Below are 18,620 nucleotides of genomic sequence, written 5' to 3'. Positions count from 1 at the left end.
TTGATCTTGTTTTTAATCAAAATCAAAAGACCGTCCGCACGCGGCCCGAACCTTCGGCAGCTCCTACAAGGACTGATTTTCAAATCAATGGGCTTCCCCAGCCTTCAGCCCTTCCGGCAATTTCCTGGTCAACAAAATCGCCAGCATGCTGACCCCCAGCGCAATCCCGACAAAGTGAAACGCATCGTTGTAGGCCATGATCAGCGCCTGCTGATGCACGATCTCGCTCAACTTGCCCAGCGCCGCCGTATCGCTGCCAAACCTGTCGCTCATCGACGCCAGGCGCTCGGCCACCTGCGGATTGGTCGGCACAACGGCTTCGCGCAAATAATCGAAGTAAGTCTTGGTGCGTGCATCCAGCAGCGTGGCGAGCAGGGCAATGCCGATCGCGCCGCCGAGGTTGCGCAGAATATTGAACAGGCTCGACGCCGACCCCGCGTCCTGCGGCAGGATGTACGCCGTGGCGATCAGTGAAATGGTCACCATGATCAGCGGCTGACCGAGGGCGCGGATGATCTGGATCTGATTGAACTGCGGCCCGGCGAAATCCGGGTTGAGCACTCCCGAAGAAAAGCTCGCCAGCCCGAACAGTCCGAAACCCAGGGTGCACAGCCACTTTGGCGAAACGAACTTCATCAGCTTCGGCACCAGCGGAATCAGGAACAGCTGCGGCACGCCCATCCACATGATCACTTCGCCGATCTGCAGGGCGTTGTAGTTCTGGATCTGCGCCAGGTACAGCGGCAGCAGATAAATCGAGCCATATAGCCCGACGCCCATGCCCAGGCTGGAGATGCTCGACAAGCCGAAGTTGCGATTGCGCAGAATGCCGAGGTTGATCAGCGGATTGGGTTTGGAAATTTGCACGATGACGAAGGTGATCAAACTCAGCAGGGCGATGCTGCCCAGGGTCACGATCAGGTTCGATTCGAGCCAGTCCTTGCGATGGCCTTCTTCGAGAAACACCTGCAGGCAACCGAGGCCGACACCGAGGGTGAGGATGCCGGTGTAGTCGGTGCTTTTCAGCAGTTCCCAGTGCGCTTCTTTCTTCTCCAGGCCATACATCAGCCCGGCGATCATGATCAGCCCCGGCGGGATGTTGATGTAGAAGATGTATTCCCAGCCCCAGTTTTCCGTGAGCCAGCCGCCGAGGGTCGGGCCGATGGAGGGGGCGAAGGTCGCGGTCATGGCGAACATTGCCATGCCTTTGGCGCGGTGGTGTTCCGGAAGTTTGATCAGGGTCAGGGTGAACGCCAGCGGGATCAGCGCGCCGCCGGTGAAGCCCTGCATGGCGCGAAACACGATCATGCTTTCCAGGCTCCAGGCCATCGAGCACAACAGCGAGGACACCAGAAAGCCCAGCGACACCCACACCGCCAGCCGCCGCGCCGAGAGCAACTGCACCAGCCACGCGGTCAGCGGGATCATGATGATTTCCGCCACCAGGTACGAGGTGGAAATCCAGGAGCCTTCTTCCAGCGTCGCCGACAGCGCGCCCTGAATGTCCTTGAGCGAAGAGTTGGTGATCTGGATGTCGAGCACCGCCATAAAGGCGCCGAGCATCACGCTCATCACTGCGATCCAGTCCCGCCGGGTGGGTTCGCCGGCGGGGCGGATCAGTTGATCACCGGCCATTGTCCGGGGCGTCTTTGATGTTCACGGTGGCGGTGACCGACATGCCCGGACGGATCTTGCCGTGCAGCGGGTTGTCGGCCTTGAACGTCAGCTTCACCGGAATCCGTTGCACGACTTTGGTGAAGTTGCCGGTGGCGTTGTCCGGCGGCAGCAGGCTGAACTGCGCACCGGAAGCGGCGAACAGACTGTCGACCCGGGCTTCGATCGGTGTGTCGCTGTAGGCGTCGAAGGTCAGCTCGGCTTTTTGTCCGGGCTGCATGTGGCCGATCTGGGTTTCCTTGAAGTTGGCCTGCACCCAGATGTCTTCGTCCGGGACGATCGACAGCAGATAGGCGCCGGCCTGCACCACCTGACCGTTGCGCGCGGCGCGTTGGCCGACCAGGCCGCTGATCGGAGCGTGAATCTCGCTGCGGGTCAGGTTGAGTTCGGCCTGAGCGAGGTCGGCGCGGGCGTTGGCGATCTGCGCGTCGAGGCGTTTGATCTCGGCGGCGAGTGCATTGACCTGCTGGCGCTGACTCTGCGCATCAGCCTGGGCCTTGGCCACTTGCGAACGGGCGATGTGGGTGTCGGCGGAGAGGGTGGTCACCCGTTCTTCGGAGACGTAACCGGGTTTGCGCAGGGTTTCGGCGCGCGACAAGTCGATCTGCGAGCGGCCGAGCGTGGCCTGGGTGGTTGCCACTTGTGCGTCACTGGCGGCGATCAGGCTGGCTTGCTGGGTCAGTTTGCTCTGCGCCTGCAGGCGCTCGGCTTCGCGGGTGGCGAGGGCAGCATTGGCGCGATCGACGGCCAGACGAAAATCATTGGGTTCGAGGCGCACCAGCAACTGGCCTTTTTCCACGTGTTGATTGTCTTGCACCAGCACTTCGTCGATGCGCGCGCTCAATTGGCTCGACACACGGGTGATTTCGCCCTGGACATAGGCGTTGTCGGTGCTTTCATAAAAGCGTCCCTTGAAAAACCAATGGGCGAAGAAGCCCCCGGCAATCAACAGAACCAGCAGCAGGAAAATCAACAGGCGACGCTTGAGTTGGGCAGGCATGGGCAAACTGTAGTCGAGGAATTGTAAGGAAAGTTATCAGGAGGCGAATCTGGCACGAAGCCGATAAACGGTAAATGCCAACGGCTGATATTCGGCCATTCGTCACGCTGTATGGGCGTTCCAGCCGCAAACTTGGCTTAAATGCCCTGCCTGCTGGAGCGGGGCGGGTGTCGCCTGTTACCATTCGCCGCTTGATTGTTTTGCTTTTCATTCTTTTCGAGACATGCCATGACCACCGTCCGCACTCGCATCGCGCCATCGCCTACCGGGGACCCCCACGTAGGTACCGCTTACATCGCATTGTTCAACTACTGCTTTGCCAAGCAGCATGGCGGTGAGTTCATCCTGCGCATCGAAGACACTGACCAGTTGCGTTCGACCCGCGAGTCCGAACAGCAGATCTTCGACGCCCTGCGCTGGCTGGGTATCGACTGGAGCGAAGGCCCGGACGTCGGCGGCCCGCACGGCCCGTATCGCCAGAGCGAACGCGGTGACATCTACCAGAAATACTGCCAGCAACTGGTCGACATGGGCCACGCATTCCCATGCTTCTGCACCGCAGAAGAGCTGGACCAGATGCGCGCCGAGCAAATGGCGCGCGGTGAAACCCCGCGCTACGACGGCCGCGCGCTGCTTTTGTCCAAGGAAGAAGTCGCGCGCCGTCTGGCCGCCGGCGAGCCGCACGTGATCCGCATGAAGGTGCCGACCGAAGGCGTGTGCGTGGTGCCGGACATGCTGCGTGGCGACGTCGAGATCCCGTGGGATCGCATGGACATGCAAGTGCTGATGAAGACCGACGGCCTGCCGACGTACTTCCTCGCCAACGTGGTCGACGACCACCTGATGGGCATCACCCACGTCCTGCGCGGCGAAGAATGGCTGCCATCGGCGCCGAAACTGATTCTGCTGTACGAGTACTTTGGCTGGGAACAACCGGAGCTGTGCTACATGCCGCTGCTGCGTAACCCGGACAAGAGCAAGCTGTCCAAGCGCAAGAACCCGACCTCGGTGACCTTCTACGAGCGCATGGGCTTCATGCCCGAAGCGATGCTCAACTACCTGGGCCGCATGGGCTGGTCGATGCCGGACGAGCGCGAGAAGTTCTCGCTGCAGGAAATGGTCGATAACTTCGATCTCAAGCGTGTATCGCTCGGCGGGCCGATCTTCGACATCGAGAAACTGTCGTGGCTCAACGGCCAGTGGCTGCGCGATCTGCCGGTGGAAGAGTTCGCCGCGCGCGTGCAGAAGTGGGCGTTCAACGCCGAATACATGATGAAGATCGCGCCGCTGGTTCAGGGGCGCGTGGAAACCTTCAGCCAGGTTGCACCGCTGGGCGGCTTCTTCTTTGCCGGTGGCGTGAACCCGGACGCCAAGCTGTTCGAGTCGAAGAAGCTTTCCGGCGATCAGGTTCGCCAGTTGATGCAGTTGATCCTGTGGAAACTCGAAAGCCTGCGTCAGTGGGAGAAGGACACCATCACCGCAACGATTCAGGCGGTGGTCGAATCCCTCGAGCTGAAACTGCGTGACGCGATGCCGCTGATGTTTGCCGCGATCACTGGTCAGGCAAGCTCGGTGTCGGTGCTCGATGCGATGGAAATCCTCGGCCCCGACCTGACCCGTTTCCGTCTGCGCCAGGCGATTGACCTGCTGGGCGGCGTGTCGAAGAAAGAAAACAAAGAATGGGAAAAGCTGCTGGGCGCTATCGCCTAAACGCTTGGCTCCCTCTGTAGGAGCTGCCGAAGGCTGCGATCTTTTGATCTTGATCTTTAAACAGCAACGTCAAAAGATCGCAGCCTGCGGCAGCTCCTACAGGTCGGCGGTGCGCGTAAACCTCCCGGATTTTCGGGGGGAGGGCGGTAAGTGATTGTTATGCCGACAAAAAACTTTGAAATTTTTCAAAAATAAGTTTGACAGGCTTTCGATACGCCCTTAAGATTCGCCCCGTCCTCAGCGATGACATCAACGATGAGGGGCTATAGCTCAGCTGGGAGAGCGCTTGCATGGCATGCAAGAGGTCGACGGTTCGATCCCGTCTAGCTCCACCAATTTACACTTCGAAGCCTGGCCACACCGGCTCCGAAGCGATCAACACTCAGCGTTGATCAGTTGTATAGAAGGGTTTGCGTCCCCTTCGTCTAGTGGCCTAGGACACCGCCCTTTCACGGCGGTAACAGGGGTTCGAGTCCCCTAGGGGACGCCAGTTTTACAGAAGTGATGTTGCAAGATGTCGCTCCGCCGCGAGGCGAAAAATCCGGGGCTATAGCTCAGCTGGGAGAGCGCCTGCATGGCATGCAGGAGGTCAGCGGTTCGATCCCGCTTAGCTCCACCAATTTACACTTCAAGGTCTGGCCACACCGACCTTGAAGCGATCAGCACTCAGCACTGATCAGTTGTAGAAGGGTTTGCGTCCCCTTCGTCTAGTGGCCTAGGACACCGCCCTTTCACGGCGGTAACAGGGGTTCGAGTCCCCTAGGGGACGCCACGATTACCCGCTCTGCGGGATTTATAAGGGTCATTCAATTATTGAATGGCCCTTTTGTTTGTCTGGCGTTTGGCCAACTCTCCATTTTCCTTACACTGTGCTTCAGACCAGCGGTCATATCCTCGACTTGCAGAATATTATTATGCGAATAATATTCTAGTCGTAATATTCGGAGGCAACGATGAACGATAAAAAAGCTCAAACCCGCGAACGCATCCTCAAGGCTGCCAGCGCTGCGCTGATTCAGCGCGGTCCGGCAGACCCGAGCGTGGGCGAAGTGATGGGCGCCGCCGGCCTGACCGTCGGTGGTTTCTATGCGCACTTCGAAAGCAAGGACGCGATGATGCTCGAGGCGTTCAAGCAATTGCTCGGCCGTCGACGCGACCTGATTGCCGATATGGACTCGCAGCTCACCGGTGAAGAGCGCCGCGCCCTGGTCGCTGCGTTCTACCTGTCGCGCAAGCACCGTGATTCCAGTGAGGCGGCGTGTCCGATTCCAGCCTCTATTGGCGAGCTGGGGCGCTTGCCGGAGTCGTTCCGAATCGCGCTGAACGAACACCTGGAACTGATGATTGCGCAGTTGGCGTCCAGCCCCGAGGACACCGACAAAGCGTTGGCCGATGTGGCGTTGATGGTGGGTGGTCTGGCGCTGGCAAGAGCGCTGGGCCCGGGCGATTTATCCGATCGATTGCTGCGCGCTGCCAAGTCGGCGGTGCGTTGACCTGAAGGCAATACGCCTGAGGAGAGAGCGATGAACACGTTGAAGTGGGTTCGCGGCGTTAATGGCACCTTGGGCTGGATTGCACCGAAACGAGTGGCGAGCAAAATGCGCCTGGCGTTCATGACGCCGCGCGCGCTGCCGCTGCGTGATTGGGAGTTGCCGCTGCTGGCGAGCTCCGAACGAATCACCCTGCGCTTCGGCCTGTCGGCGCTGCGCTGGGGGCAGGGACCTGCGGTGCTGTTGATGCACGGCTGGGAAGGGCGGCCCACCCAGTTTGCGGCGCTGATCACCGCGCTGGTCGAGGCAGGGTACACCGTCGTCGCGCTGGATGGTCCGGCTCACGGCCGCTCTCCGGGGCGTGAAGCCAACGTGGTGCTGTTCGCTCGCGCCATGCTTGAGGCCGCCGCCGAACTGCCGCCGTTGCAAGCCGTGATCGGCCACTCCATGGGTGGTGCCAGTGCCATGCTTGCGGTGCAGTTGGGCTTGCGCACCGAAACCCTCGTCAGCATCGCGGCTCCGGCACGGATTCTCGGCGTGCTACGTGGTTTCGCCCGCTACGTCGGCATGCCGCCGAGGGCGCGTTCCGCGTTCATTCGGCAGGTCGAGCAGGACGTCGGCATGCGCGCCGCGACCCTGGATGTCGCGCACTATCAACTGGATATGCCCGGCCTGATCGTACATGCCGAAGACGACACCTTCGTTTCGGTCAAGGAATCACAATTGATTCACGAGTCATGGTTCGACAGTCGCTTGTTGCGCCTGGAAAGCGGTGGCCACCAGCGCGTGCTGGCCGACCCTCGGGTGGTTGATGGCGTGTTATCACTGTTGGCGGGGCGCAGCCTTCAGGCACGGCAATCGGCCTGAGCATCCGTTACACTGCTCCGGTTGAAATAATCTGACCGGGAGTGGGGCATGGGCTGGGATCGGGCAACGCCGTTCACCATTGATCTGCAAGTAGGCGCCGAGGACATCGACGGGCTGGGCCACGCAAACAACGCGGTGTACGTGACCTGGCTCGAACGCTGTGCCTGGCGTCACTCGCAGCGGCTGGGGCTGGATCTGGTCGAGTACCGACGCCTGGATCGGGCGATGGCGGTGGTGCGTCACGAAATCGATTACCTGGCGGCCGCCTACGAGGGCGATGAACTGCAGTTGGCGACCTGGATCGTCGATTGGGACCAGCGCCTGAAAATGACCCGGCATTTTCAGCTGATTCGCCCCAGCGACAATGCCACTCTGTTGCGCGCCCAGACCACCTTCGTCTGTATCGAGCTGTCCAGCGGCAAGCCCAAGCGCATGCCGGCGGAGTTCATCGAAGGCTACGGCCCGGCGATCCTGGCCTTAGCCTGACCCGATCCCTGTAGGAGCTGCCGGAGGCTGCGATCTTTTGACTTTGATTGTAAAAAAACAAGATCAAAAGATCGTCCGAACGCGGCCCGAACCTTCGGCAGCTCCTACAGGGATCTGTGGTTTTTCTCGTAATCCAGTAAACTGCCGCACGTTTTTTCCTTGAGTAGTGTTTTCCCCATGCAAATTGCCCTGGCGCCCATGGAGGGGTTGGTCGACGACATCCTGCGCGACGTGCTGACCCGCGTTGGCGGCATCGACTGGTGCGTGACCGAATTCATTCGGGTCAACGATCAGTTGCTCACCCCGGCCTACTTCCACAAGTTCGGCCCGGAGCTGCTCAACGGTGCCCGCACCCGTTCCGGCGTGCCGCTGCGCGTGCAATTGCTGGGTTCCGATCCGGTGTGCCTGGCGGAAAACGCGGCGCTGGCCTGCGAGCTAGGCTCCGAAGTGATCGACCTGAACTTCGGCTGCCCGGCCAAGACCGTCAACAAGTCCCGGGGCGGGGCGGTGCTGCTCAAGGAGCCCGAGCTGCTCAACAGCATCGTCGAGCATGTGCGCCGTGCAGTGCCTGCGCACATTCCGGTCACCGCGAAGATGCGCCTGGGCTTCGACAGCCCGGACGGCTCGCTGGTCTGCGCGACTGCGCTGGCTGAGGGCGGCGCCGAACACATCGTGGTTCACGCCCGGACCAAGGTCGATGGCTACAAGCCGCCGGCGCACTGGGAGTGGATTCCGCGGGTGCAGGACGTGGTCAAGGTGCCGGTGTTCGCCAACGGCGACATCTGGAGCGTCGAGGACTGGCGGCGTTGCCGCGAAATCAGCGGCGTGGAAGACATCATGCTCGGACGCGGCCTGGTCTCGCGCCCCGATCTGGCTAAACAGATCGCTGCCGCGCGTGCCGGTGAAGACGTGGTCGAGATGACCTGGGCCGAGCTGTTGCCGCTGATTCAGGACTTCTGGCTGCAGGCCAAGGCGCAGATGACCGCACGGCAATCGCCGGGTCGTTTAAAGCAGTGGCTGGCGATGCTGACGCGCAACTATCCCGAAGCCACCGAGCTGTTTACCGTGCTGCGTCGCGAGACAGAACCGGACCAGGTCTCGCGTTTGCTGGGCCTGCCGGTCGCCGAAGCGGCGTGAAAAAAATCTGCAAATAATCTCTTGAAAACATTTCAGCGGTCCCTATCTAAGGGGTACGCGATGCCGAATTCGGGTCGCGGAGACACAAAAACTTGCTGATTTGTTTTCAGGAGATTTGAACCATGAGTACTGCTTTTTCCCTCGCGCCACTGTTCCGTTCCTCGGTGGGTTTCGACCGTTTCAACGACCTGTTCGAAACCGCCCTGCGCAACGAGCCAGGCAGCACCTATCCACCCTACAACGTGGAAAAACACGGTGACGATCAATACCGTATAGTCGTAGCGGCAGCCGGTTTCCAGGAAGAAGACCTGGAGCTGCAAGTCGAGAAGGGTGTGCTGACCATCAGTGGCGGCAAGCGTGATGCCAACGAAGGCGTGACCTTCCTGCATCAGGGCATTGCCCAGCGTGCTTTCAAGCTGTCCTTCCGTCTGGCCGATCACATCGAGATCAAGGCTGCGGATCTGAGCAACGGTCTGCTGAGCATCGACCTGCTGCGAGTGATCCCGGAAGAGGCGAAAGCCAAGCGCATCCCGATCAACGGGGCGCAGAAGCCGGCTCTGCAACACTGATTCACTTGCAGACACAAAATGTCTGAACAGGCGCTGAGCCGCTGAATGAAGGCCCCGATACGTCGGGGCCTTTTTTGTGCGTGCAAAGAAAGCGGACGCAACGTTTGCCGCTGCTGTTGCAGCTCTTTACAATCCGCGCCATCAAGGCCGGCACTCCCTAATCCCGCTGGCCCCGGAGCCTTTGTTCATGGACGAATTGGAACAGCGCTGGCTATATGCGCTTTCTGCGCCTTTGGTCGCCCTCAATCCCGACGCCGATTACACCGCACCCACCTATTGCTTTGATCTCAAACATGTCGATGTCGAAGGTGGTTGGGGCATTACGACGCGCCAGCAACTGTTGGACATGCTGAGTACTGCCGACACCGGCCACGCTACGCAGTTGAACGAAGCCTATCGGCAGTGGGAGCGGTGTTTGCCGTCCGAATGGCAAGCCTTGCTCGAAACACTCGACACCCGCCAGCGGGCTTTCTACGAATTGGCCAGTCGCACATTTGGCGAGTGCGGTTCCGGTGGCATCCGTGCCTGGGACATTGGCCGCATGGGTTTTCTGCTGCGTTCTGCGGTGCTGCACGGCTGGATAGATCTCACCGAAAGCCTTTGGCTGCACGGTCGCATGGCGGCACGCGCGCGGTACTACTACGACAGTTGGACGAGCTACCTGAATGGCTTTGTCGTTGGTAAAGCCTTCTGGCATTGCCTCGGCAACAAGGACGAAGAGCTGAATCACGAATATGACCGGCAAGGCGACTACATAGGCACCACCGTAGTCATCAGAAAGCTTGATCGTGACGCTCGCGCGCTGTTCGCAGAGTTGCCATGGGACATGCCCTTGCAGCTACCCGAACGGCCTGACTCGCTAGGGGAGTTCGACTGGTCATGAGTTGCTGGATTCGCTTGGGTATCGAGCCCACCAAAGACAACGACGCCATTCGCGGCGCCTATCGCGCGCGCTTGCCGCAACACCACCCGGAAACCGATCCTGAAGGTTTTCAGGCGCTGCGTGAAGCCTATGAGCTGGCTTTACGCTTTGCCCGTGAGGAAGCTGCCGAGCCGGATGAGCCGGCCGACGATGAGGCAAGTCCTGCCGATCAGACGATGGCGGACTTTGACGCATTGCTGCTTGATTCAACACGTCGGTTCCACCCAGCGGCCTGGCAGGCATTCAACCTTGAGCTGGATCGTCTGCCGCTGGAAGTGCTGGACGAAGTTTGTTGGCCATTGTTGCGCGAGTTGCTCGACGCCGGCCCGATTTCCCATGTCTGCGCCCGTTTGTTGGCCCAGCGCCTGGGCTGGGCAAGCCGCATGCTGGATCTGGACTTTGACAACGCCCGGCATGTCGACGAGTTTTTGCAGCGTATCGACGCGGCGGATCCGTTCGACACCTCCTTGATGAGCCATTGGCCCGCTGCCGCGCAGCTGGAAACACTCTGGTATGTGCGCACCCTGAATCACCTGCACCGAGAAGCTTCGCTGGATGACTACCGTTATTTCGCCAGCCTTCACACCTGTATTCCGCTGCCTGCTGATGATGGCTTGTTGCAACGTCTGGCAATACAGTTCAGTCAGGCCGGCATCGCCAGTAAAGACTTTCTCGATATCGTCAGTGAGCAGCATCGGCTTGCGCCTCAAGATGTTGACTGGCTGTATCTGTTGGCATGTCAGCGCAGTGCGTTGGGAATGGAAGAGTTGGCACTGCAGGCGTGGGTACAGCTGTGGCGCGAACATCAGCATCCGAAAGCTGCGACCTGGCTGCTGGAGCTGTGCGCGCGTCACCAGCCTCAACGCTTGCCCCTGCTGATTCAGGCGTTTGATCGTCTGGAGAACTTCCGCGACTGGTCCGATGATCTGAGCGATGTCACCCAGGAATACGGCAGTCCATCGCAGCGCCCGGAAACACTCGGGCGCTGGTTCCGGGCCAGGCAGCTCGACTTGCAAGGCATCGCCGATGCCTTCGTTGAGTGGCGCATCAGCGGTGACGAATTGCCGTTGCTGGCGTGGATGATCATTGACAGTGATGACCGTCCGCTGCAAACGCTCTACCAACACGCCTGGGCTTTGCACCGTGGTGATGTGCCATTGCTGCGACGCATCATGGAGGCGCCCGAGCCGTCGGATGTACTTGATCAACTGGTGCTGGAAGGCTTTCAGTATCAAGCCGATCAGCAGATTTGCTGGTTGACCCGGGCGCCGATCCCCCTGGCCCTGGAAGCGTTTCTGGCCAGCGACTCGCCATCGACGCTGCCACCGGAGCTGGAAAAGGGCGAACCGCAGGCGCTCAGCCTGCTGTGGATGCGCCGTTTGCGAGCTTACGACGCCCGATCGCTGGCGCGGCTGGCCGAAGCGTTCAGTCTCGACAAACGAGACGAATGGCTTGAAATGCTTAAGTTGCAAGCGCAATTGGCGGCGCAAGGCATGCTGCTTCCGGCAATCGATAGCCATTGTGATGTCTGGGAATGGCATCGTCAGGCGATGTACCTGCTGGCCACGCTCGACGAGCCGACGCGTTGGTTGGCCGCGCAATCGGCACACTGCATCGACGCAATGAACATTGCGCGTGAACACCCCTTGGCACGTTTGCAGCCGCTGCTCTGTCGCTTGAATCGCGAACAGGGCAGCGCCAGTGGCCTGCTCGGCTGGCTGCAAGCGGCGGATCCCGTGCATTCGCTGCTCGCGCGCAAGTTGTTCAGTGTTCAAGAAGCGCTCGACAGCACTCGGCTGTTGAGCAATGACCGTTTGTTCGAGTGCATGCGCAGCGACATCGCTAGCTTCAACGAGGATTTGCTCGGGCGCATGCTCTTGGGCGGTGTCCTGTATCACGATCCGTTGCTCAATGCGCAACAGCGCAAATACCTGCTGGAAAGTATCACTGAGGTGGTCAACCCTCAGGACTGGTTCGACGGCTTCCGTCACAGTCTGATCAAGGGGGAGCCCGTTCATCCTCCGCGTGAGGCGGTGGCGGAGGAGGGTGTTGGCGACGCCTTTTACCTGGCGCTGGATGTGCTGAAGGATCTGGTGCGTTTTGGCAATCTGGGTGTACCGAGGCAGAAAACCCTGTTGCGCATGCAGCGGGCCAAAGATGACCCGGAAAATGGACTCGGTCTGCGCTTCGCATTCAGTGCGTTGCTGTCGTGGTCAGAGCGTTTGTTGCTGGCCAAGGCGGAAACTCGTCCAACCCCCGCCACTGCGTTCTGGCGTCTGGGTACCCGGCTGGGGCGCGGGGCGTTTATCTGGCAGGTGATTGGCGCGTTGCTGGTGACGCCTGTGGCGGCGTTGCTCAGCGGAACGCCTGTGTCGGGAATCATCGTGTTGCTGCTGGGTCTGGCGTTTCTGCTCGCTGCAGTCCTGCGCCGTTTGCATGACATGGGCAGGGGCATTCCGATGTTGCTGATTCTTGTGATGCTGTCGCCGGTGCTGCCGTTCCTGCCGCTGATACTGTTCGGTTTTCCCGGGGAGAAGCTGCCCAATCGCTACGGCGTGCCACCGGACAGTGGTGGTGAAGACACGCTGTCCGGTGGTTTGCAAGCGACATTGCGGCGACTGATCGGTTAGAGGCGCAACTCATCCAGTACCTTGTTGAGTTGTGAGCGGTGGCCGGCGATTTCGTCCGATCGCTGGCCGCCCAGTACCGTGGTGAAGCTCTCCAGCCAGTCGGCGATACGCTGGCGCTCTTCCCCCAGACTTTGCGTCCACGCACGTTCCAGTCGAGCCAGCAGGGTCCGGTTGGGAAGGGTGTCGCGGGGATGAATTTTCAGCGAACTCAAGCGTTCATGACTGGCTTGGCGCGATTGCGCGTCGAGCCCGGTCGGGCTGCGGTCGATGCTGTGGCTGTGGCGTTCGCCCGTCTCCAGCAGGGTGACGTCAACTTCGAGCAAACCGTTGATGTCATAACTGAACCGTACATCCAGCGCCTGGATATGATCGCTGGGCGTCAGCGTGACATCGAAGGCATCGATGAAAATGTTGTCGCGCACCCACGGACGTTCGCCCTGATAGACCGCGATACGGATGACTTCCTGTCGGGAAGAGGTCGTATGGTAACGCTCCACCCTTGAGGTCGGGATGATGGTGTTGCGCTCGATGATGGGCGAGAAAGCCCCTTTGATGCCTTCGCCACGCATGGTCGAAATTCCCAGCGTGTACGGGCAGACATCGGTCAGGATCAGTTCTTCCACCGCCCCATCGCGCGCCTTGCACGCCGCTTGCGTCGCTGCCCCCAGCGCAACAATTGTATCCGGATCAAGATGCCGATACGGCAGGCGTCCGAACAGCGTGGCGACCATTTGCTGCACCGCCGGCATCCGCGTTGCACCACCCACCAGCACCAGGTTGTCGAGATCTCTTGGTTTCAGGCGCGCATCGCGCAGGGCCTGTTCGATGGGGGCGCGCAGGCGGGCGAGCAGTGGCTCCCAGATCTTCACGGCGGCGGCTTCGTCCAGCGACCATTCAAATGACCGGTCGGCATGACGCCAGCTCAGTTGTTGGGTGCCTTCACCGAGTTTGCACTTGAGCTGTTCCAGCGCATCGCAAAGGCTGGCCATGCTTTGCGCGTCGATCAACGATGGGGTCAGTTGCCAGTGTTTCAGGCAGGCCTGCAACAGCGCGGCAGTGAAGTCTTCGCCGCCGAGAAAGTTGTCACCGGTGGAGGCGTGAACTTCGATCAGCGGCAGTGCGTATTCCAGCACCGTGACGTCGAACGTACCGCCGCCCAGATCGAAGATCAGTGTGCGTTCGAACTTTTGCTCGTGCAGCCCGTAGGCCATCGCGGCAGCGGTCGGTTCGTTGATCAGGCGTGTCACCGAGAGGCCCGCCAGTTCGGCGGCAAACAGCGTGCGTTTGCGTTGCTCGTCGCTGAAATACGCCGGCACCGAAATCACCGCTTCAGAGACCGGGTGGCCGAGAAAGGCTTCGGCGTCCTGTTTGAGCGAGCCGAGCACCAGCGCCGACAACTCTTGCGGGCTGAAGTGGCGACTTGCGAGTTCGATCTGCCTGTCGCTGCCCATGAAGCGCTTGAACGCAGCCGCTGTGCGCTCGGGATGTGTGGTCAGGCGGGCGCGGGCAGCTTTGCCCACCAGAATCGTGTCGTCGTCATCGAGGCTGACCACTGACGGGGTCAGCACTTCGCCGAGGGCGTTGGGAATCAAGCGGGCCTGACCGTCCTGCCAGACGGCGATCAAGCTGTTGGTGGTGCCAAGGTCAATGCCCAGCAGGGCTGGGCGGGGAAGGGATGCATCCTGCATGATCGATCTCGAAACGGCGCAAAAAACGCGACCCTACAGGTTGTCGCAAATCCTGACAATTATTGATCTGTTGCAAGCTGCACGCGTCTCGCCAGCATCGTTTTCAGTTCCTCCAGCGCCACCGGCCGACTGTGCAGATAACCCTGATACAAATGGCAGCCGAGCCCCTGCAAAAACACCAGTTGTTCCGGTGTTTCCACGCCTTCGGCAATCACCTCCAGCTCCAGACTGCGAGCCATGGCGACGATGGCGCGGATGATCTCGGCGTCGTTAGGGTCGGTGGTCGCATCGCGGACGAACGACTGATCGATTTTCAAGGTGTCCACGGGCAGGCGCTTGAGGTAGGTCAGCGATGAATAACCGGTGCCGAAGTCGTCCATGGCGAAACTCACGCCGAGTTTTTTCAGGCGGCGCATCTTGCTGATGGTGTCGTCCAGGTTCTGGATGACGATGCCTTCGGTGATCTCCAGTTTCAGCAGTGAGCAGGGCAGGCCATGGCTGCTCATGCTGTGTTCGATGCGTTCGACGAAGTCGTTCTGGCGGAACTGCCGCGGGCTGATGTTCACGCACAGGCTGAAATTGAGCGGGTCGACCAGTTTCAAGGCGATCAATTGTTTGAATGCCTTGCAAGCCTCGTCGAGGATCCAGGTGCCGACCTCCAGAATCAGGCCGCTGTCCTCCAGCACCTTGATGAATTCGGTGGGCGATTGCGCGCCGAGTTCCGGGTGGTTCCAGCGCACCAGGGCTTCGGCGCCGATGATACGGTTGTCCTGCGCGTCGACCTGCGGCTGGTAGTGCACGTTGAATTCGCCCCGGGACAGCGCCAGACGCAGATCGGTCTCCATGCGCAGCCGTTCGCTGGCCGCTTTCTGCATGGTGTTGTGGTACATCTGCGTGGTGTTGCGCCCGGAATCCTTGGCCCGGTACAGCGCGATGTCGGCGCGTTTGAGCAGGTCGGTCGGGGTCGAGCCGTGGTCGGGGATCAGCGCCACGCCGATGCTCGGCGTCACTTGCAGGCGCTGGCCGTCGAGGAACATCGGTTCCGACAGCAGTTCGCGGAGGGTATCGGCCAGTTCCCGCACCTGTGCGCTGACCTCGTTGCGCGTGCCCTCCAGACCACTGAGCAGTACCACGAATTCATCGCCACCCAGACGCGCAACGGTGTCTTCCATGCGCACGCTGGCTTCGAGCCGCGCGGTGATGATTTTCAGCACCGTGTCGCCGACCGGGTGACCCAGCGAGTCGTTGATGTGCTTGAAGTGATCGAGGTCGAGGAACAGTAGCGCCCCGCGCAGATTGTGCCGTTTGAGCAGGGCGATCTGCTGGCTCAGGCGATCCATCAGCAAGGCGCGGTTGGGCAGGTTGGTCAGCGGGTCGTGATAGGCCAGATGACGGATCTGCGCTTCGGCGTTTTTCAGCAGGCTGACGTCCCGGGCCGTCAACAGCAGGCACGCAGTTTCGTTGAGGGTGATCGGTTCGATCGACACTTCGACGGTCAGCAACTCGCCGCGCTTGTTGCGCCCGAGCATTTCCTGATGGTGCACGCGGCCCTTGATCTGCAGTTCGGCGAGCAGCGCCGAGCGTTGTTTTTCCTCGGCCCAGATGCCGATCTGGTACACGGTTTTGCCCACCACCTCGTCGGCCCGATAGCCGGTGAGGCGGCAGAAACCGTCGTTGACCTCCAGGTAGCGTCCGGTGTCGCGCTCGGTGATGGTGATCGCATCGGGGCTGGAGTGAAACGCCTTGGCGAATTTCTCTTCGCTGGCCTTGAGTGCGGCTTCGGAGCGCTGCTGTTGGGTGATGTCGCGCAGGGTGGTGACGATGCATGGCTGGTCACCGACGCTGATCTGCCGACTGGAAATCACGCAGGTCAGCGACTGGCCGTCCTTGTGCTGGACGATGATCGCGACGTTGCTCAGGCCCTGTTCGCGGATCACCCGTTCGATGCGTTGCAGGCTCTTCGCCGAAGCGTCCCACAGGCCGATGTCTTCGGCGGTGCGGCCGATCACATCGGCGGCGCTCCAGCCGAAGGTCTGGGTGAAGCTGTTATTGATTTCGATGAATTCGCCGCTGTCCTGTCGGGTCACGCAGATCGGGTCGGGGCTGACCTGGAACAACGTGGCGAATTTCTCTTCCGAAGCCACCAGGCGTTGCTCGCGCTCGACCTGATCGGTGATGTCCAGCAACGTCCCGGCCATGCGCAGCGGCGCGCCGTTGTCATCGCGGTAGAGGCGGGCGCGGCTTTCCAGATAGCGCGAGCTGCCGTCCGGCAGTTGCACGCGATAAGTCAGTTGATAGTTGCCGGCCGGGCCTTCGCGCAGGCTGCGATAGGCATCGCGCATGCTGTCGCGCTCTTCGCCGGGTACACCTTCGAAAAATTCTTCGAACGACTCGTGAAACGGGATCGGCTCCAGCCCGTGCAGCTGCGCGGCGCGCGCCGAGCCGTAGAGCATGCCGCTGGGGATGTGCCAGTCCCAGGTGCCGAGCTGCGCCGAGTCCAGCGCCAGATCGAGGCGTTCCTGGCTGTCTTTGAGGGCGTGTTCGGCGGCTTTGCGTTCGGTGGTGTCGAGAAAGGTGCTGAGCAGGTAGGGCTGGCCTTCGAGTTCGACCTTCTGCGCGCTGAGGATGCCGTCATGAATCTGTCCGTTGCTGGCGCGGAACTGCACTTCCATGCTCACCAGTTCGCCTTTGGCCTTGGTCTTTTTCACCAGTTCTGCGCGTTGTTCCGGGTACACCCACAAGCCCAGTTCCAGGGTAGTGCGGCCAATGGCGCTCTGCACCGGCCAGCCGAACAGGCTTTCGAAATACTGGTTGGCCTCGGTGATCAGGCCGTCTTCCTGGCGTGTCAGCAGCACCATGTTCGGGCATAGATGAAAGAGTGTGGCAAAACGTTTCTCCGAACTGCTCAGAGCCTGCTCGCGTTGGCGCTGGTGGGTGATTTCGCGAATCACCCCGATCATTCGGGGGCGGCCGTGTTTGTCCGGTAGCAGACTGCCGCTGATCTCCAGCCAGTGCAGGCTGCCGTCAGGCCAGCGGATGCGGTGGTGCATCGCCTGTTCCAGCGGCGCGCCGGCAATCACTGCGTGGAAGGCGCGAACGGTTTTGGCCCGGTCTTCGGGCGGCAACAGGTCGAGGTATTCCAGATCCTGCGGCAGCGGTTGCCGTGGATCGAAGCCGAACAGCGCCTGGGTGCCCCGTGACCAGCTGATCTGCCCGCGCTCGATGTCCCAATACCAGGCGCCGAGCCGGGCGCCATTGAGCGCAGCGAGCAATTGCGGCGCACTCTCCCAGCTCTGCTCGGAACGTCGTGGATCAATGGCCTGAATACGCGGCATCGGCGGAATTCGGTCAACAGATTTCGGCATTGTTAACGGGCCTTGAGCGGATGGTGGCGTTAGGCACAGGGACAGCGGCTCTATAGAACTAGCACAAGTTAGCCGGGAGTCCCTGGCAGATCGATTTGTGCATCCAGCAAGGCCATGAAAGCCCTTGCCGCGTTCGACAGCGTCCGTTCGGTGTGCACGATATAGCCTAGCTGGCGACTGAGCTGTATGCCCGGCAAAGGTATGCGCGCGACCTGTTCATCAAGCATGGTGCGCGGCAGAACACTCCAGGCCAGACCGATGGAGACCATCATTTTGATGGTTTCCAGGTAATTGGTACTCATGGCGATGTTCGGCGTCAGCCCCTGAGCCTCGAATAAGCGTTGGACAATATGGTGGGTAAAGGTGTTGCCGCCGGGGAAAACCGCCGGATGACCGGCAATGTCCGCCAGATTCACCGCGCCGTTGCTGATCAGCGAATGCTCCGGTGCCACCACGAAATCCAGCGGGTCGTCCCACACCGGTGTGGCTTTGACCAGGGTGTGCGGCTCTGGCGCCAGGGTGATGACCGCCAGTTCGGCGCGGCCATGGAGAATTTCCTCGTAGGCCACTTCCGAATCGAGGAACTGAATATCCAGCGCCACTTGTGGGTAGCGGCGGGTGAACTCCCTTAACAGCGGCGGCAAGCGGTGCAGGCCGATGTGGTGACTGGTGGCCAGCGTCAGGCGGCCGCTGACTTCGCCGGTCAGGTTGGTCAGGGCGCGGCGGGTGTCGTCCAGCACGTTGAGAATCTGATAAGCCCGGGGCAGCAGGGCACGGCCGGCCTCGGTCAGACCGACCTCACGGCCCAGTCGATCGAACAGCCGCACCTTCAATTGTTGCTCCAGCCCGGCGATGCGTTTGCTGATCGCCGGCTGCGTCAAATGCAGGCGTTCTCCGGCGCCGGAGAAGCTGCCGGTCTCGGCGATGGCGATAAAAGCGTTGAGGTTGGCCAGATCCATGAGTCGTATTCCAGTTTGTTATCCAAAGCATAAAAAATATGAATTTGAGTTATTTAATCTAACCCCATAGGATCGGCCTCACAAGCCAAAGGGTTATTGATAAGCCCAGGGCATAGAAACAAG

Annotated in this window: 13 protein-coding genes and 4 tRNA genes; 12 read left to right on the top strand and 5 right to left on the bottom strand. The window is 60.6% G+C overall.

Features of this window, described 5'->3' with window-relative positions; translation table 11 throughout:
- Positions 1-84: 84 nt before the first annotated feature.
- Together NN484_RS17905 and NN484_RS17900 are read right to left on the bottom strand one after the other, a co-directional pair.
- Complete coding sequence (locus tag NN484_RS17905) at positions 85-1,635, bottom strand: MDR family MFS transporter (protein ID WP_127650380.1); 1,551 nt, start codon at positions 1,633-1,635, stop codon at positions 85-87.
- A complete protein-coding gene (locus NN484_RS17900) occupies positions 1,625-2,674 on the bottom strand; it encodes an HlyD family secretion protein (protein ID WP_274657580.1) in 1,050 nt (349 codons plus the stop codon). Before NN484_RS17900 ends, NN484_RS17905 begins: the two co-directional genes overlap by 11 nt.
- A gap of 228 nt (positions 2,675-2,902) precedes the next feature.
- Here NN484_RS17900 and gltX point away from each other — a divergent pair, with 228 nt between their 5' ends.
- From gltX to NN484_RS17840, 12 genes are all read left to right on the top strand, one after another.
- Entirely contained in the window at positions 2,903-4,384 is a 1,482-nt protein-coding gene (gltX, locus tag NN484_RS17895; protein ID WP_127650384.1) for a glutamate--tRNA ligase, read from the top strand.
- Positions 4,385-4,643: 259 nt separating this feature from the next.
- Positions 4,644-4,719: transfer RNA gene (locus NN484_RS17890), tRNA-Ala, on the top strand.
- A 79-nt stretch (positions 4,720-4,798) separates the two neighbouring features.
- A tRNA-Glu gene (locus NN484_RS17885) sits at positions 4,799-4,874 on the top strand.
- 53 nt (positions 4,875-4,927) lie between these two features.
- A tRNA-Ala gene (locus NN484_RS17880) sits at positions 4,928-5,003 on the top strand.
- A 77-nt stretch (positions 5,004-5,080) separates the two neighbouring features.
- A tRNA-Glu gene (locus tag NN484_RS17875) sits at positions 5,081-5,156 on the top strand.
- A gap of 181 nt (positions 5,157-5,337) precedes the next feature.
- Positions 5,338-5,877 (top strand): TetR/AcrR family transcriptional regulator, encoded by a 540-nt coding sequence (locus NN484_RS17870; RefSeq protein WP_215502493.1) that lies wholly within the window; start codon positions 5,338-5,340, stop codon positions 5,875-5,877.
- Between the two features lie 30 nt (positions 5,878-5,907).
- Positions 5,908-6,741 (top strand): alpha/beta fold hydrolase, encoded by an 834-nt coding sequence (locus NN484_RS17865; protein ID WP_127650388.1) that lies wholly within the window; start codon positions 5,908-5,910, stop codon positions 6,739-6,741.
- 48 nt (positions 6,742-6,789) lie between these two features.
- Positions 6,790-7,227 (top strand): acyl-CoA thioesterase, encoded by a 438-nt coding sequence (locus tag NN484_RS17860; protein ID WP_127650390.1) that lies wholly within the window; start codon positions 6,790-6,792, stop codon positions 7,225-7,227.
- A gap of 177 nt (positions 7,228-7,404) precedes the next feature.
- Entirely contained in the window at positions 7,405-8,364 is a 960-nt protein-coding gene (locus tag NN484_RS17855) for a tRNA dihydrouridine synthase (RefSeq protein ID WP_215502495.1), read from the top strand.
- A 122-nt stretch (positions 8,365-8,486) separates the two neighbouring features.
- Positions 8,487-8,933 (top strand): Hsp20 family protein, encoded by a 447-nt coding sequence (locus NN484_RS17850; RefSeq protein WP_127650394.1) that lies wholly within the window; start codon positions 8,487-8,489, stop codon positions 8,931-8,933.
- Between the two features lie 187 nt (positions 8,934-9,120).
- Positions 9,121-9,816 carry a DUF1266 domain-containing protein gene (locus NN484_RS17845; protein ID WP_127650396.1) on the top strand — a complete coding sequence of 232 codons (696 nt, stop codon included), beginning with the start codon at positions 9,121-9,123 and terminating at the stop codon, positions 9,814-9,816.
- The gene (locus tag NN484_RS17840; protein WP_274657579.1) at positions 9,813-12,485 is read left to right on the top strand and encodes a DUF805 domain-containing protein; all 2,673 of its coding nucleotides are present in this window, start codon (positions 9,813-9,815) and stop codon (positions 12,483-12,485) included. Before NN484_RS17845 ends, NN484_RS17840 begins: the two co-directional genes overlap by 4 nt.
- On the opposite strand, the gene NN484_RS17835 is transcribed toward NN484_RS17840, so the two are convergent.
- The 3 genes from NN484_RS17835 to NN484_RS17825 form a co-directional block, all read right to left on the bottom strand.
- Positions 12,482-14,173 (bottom strand): molecular chaperone HscC, encoded by a 1,692-nt coding sequence (locus tag NN484_RS17835; protein ID WP_274657578.1) that lies wholly within the window; start codon positions 14,171-14,173, stop codon positions 12,482-12,484. The genes NN484_RS17840 and NN484_RS17835 overlap by 4 nt on opposite strands.
- Before the next feature lie 59 nt (positions 14,174-14,232).
- Positions 14,233-17,538: a sensor domain-containing protein gene (locus NN484_RS17830; protein ID WP_127650402.1), complete on the bottom strand. Its 3,306-nt coding sequence runs from the start codon at positions 17,536-17,538 to the stop codon at positions 14,233-14,235.
- Positions 17,539-17,606: 68 nt separating this feature from the next.
- Positions 17,607-18,497: a LysR family transcriptional regulator gene (locus NN484_RS17825; RefSeq protein WP_127650404.1), complete on the bottom strand. Its 891-nt coding sequence runs from the start codon at positions 18,495-18,497 to the stop codon at positions 17,607-17,609.
- Positions 18,498-18,620: the final 123 nt, after the last annotated feature.

It is taken from the genome of Pseudomonas serboccidentalis, assembly GCF_028830055.1.
Lineage (GTDB): Bacteria > Pseudomonadota > Gammaproteobacteria > Pseudomonadales > Pseudomonadaceae > Aquipseudomonas > Aquipseudomonas serboccidentalis.
The sequence above is the reverse complement of the archived record's forward strand: the minus strand, read 5'-3'. Positions and strand labels throughout refer to the sequence as shown.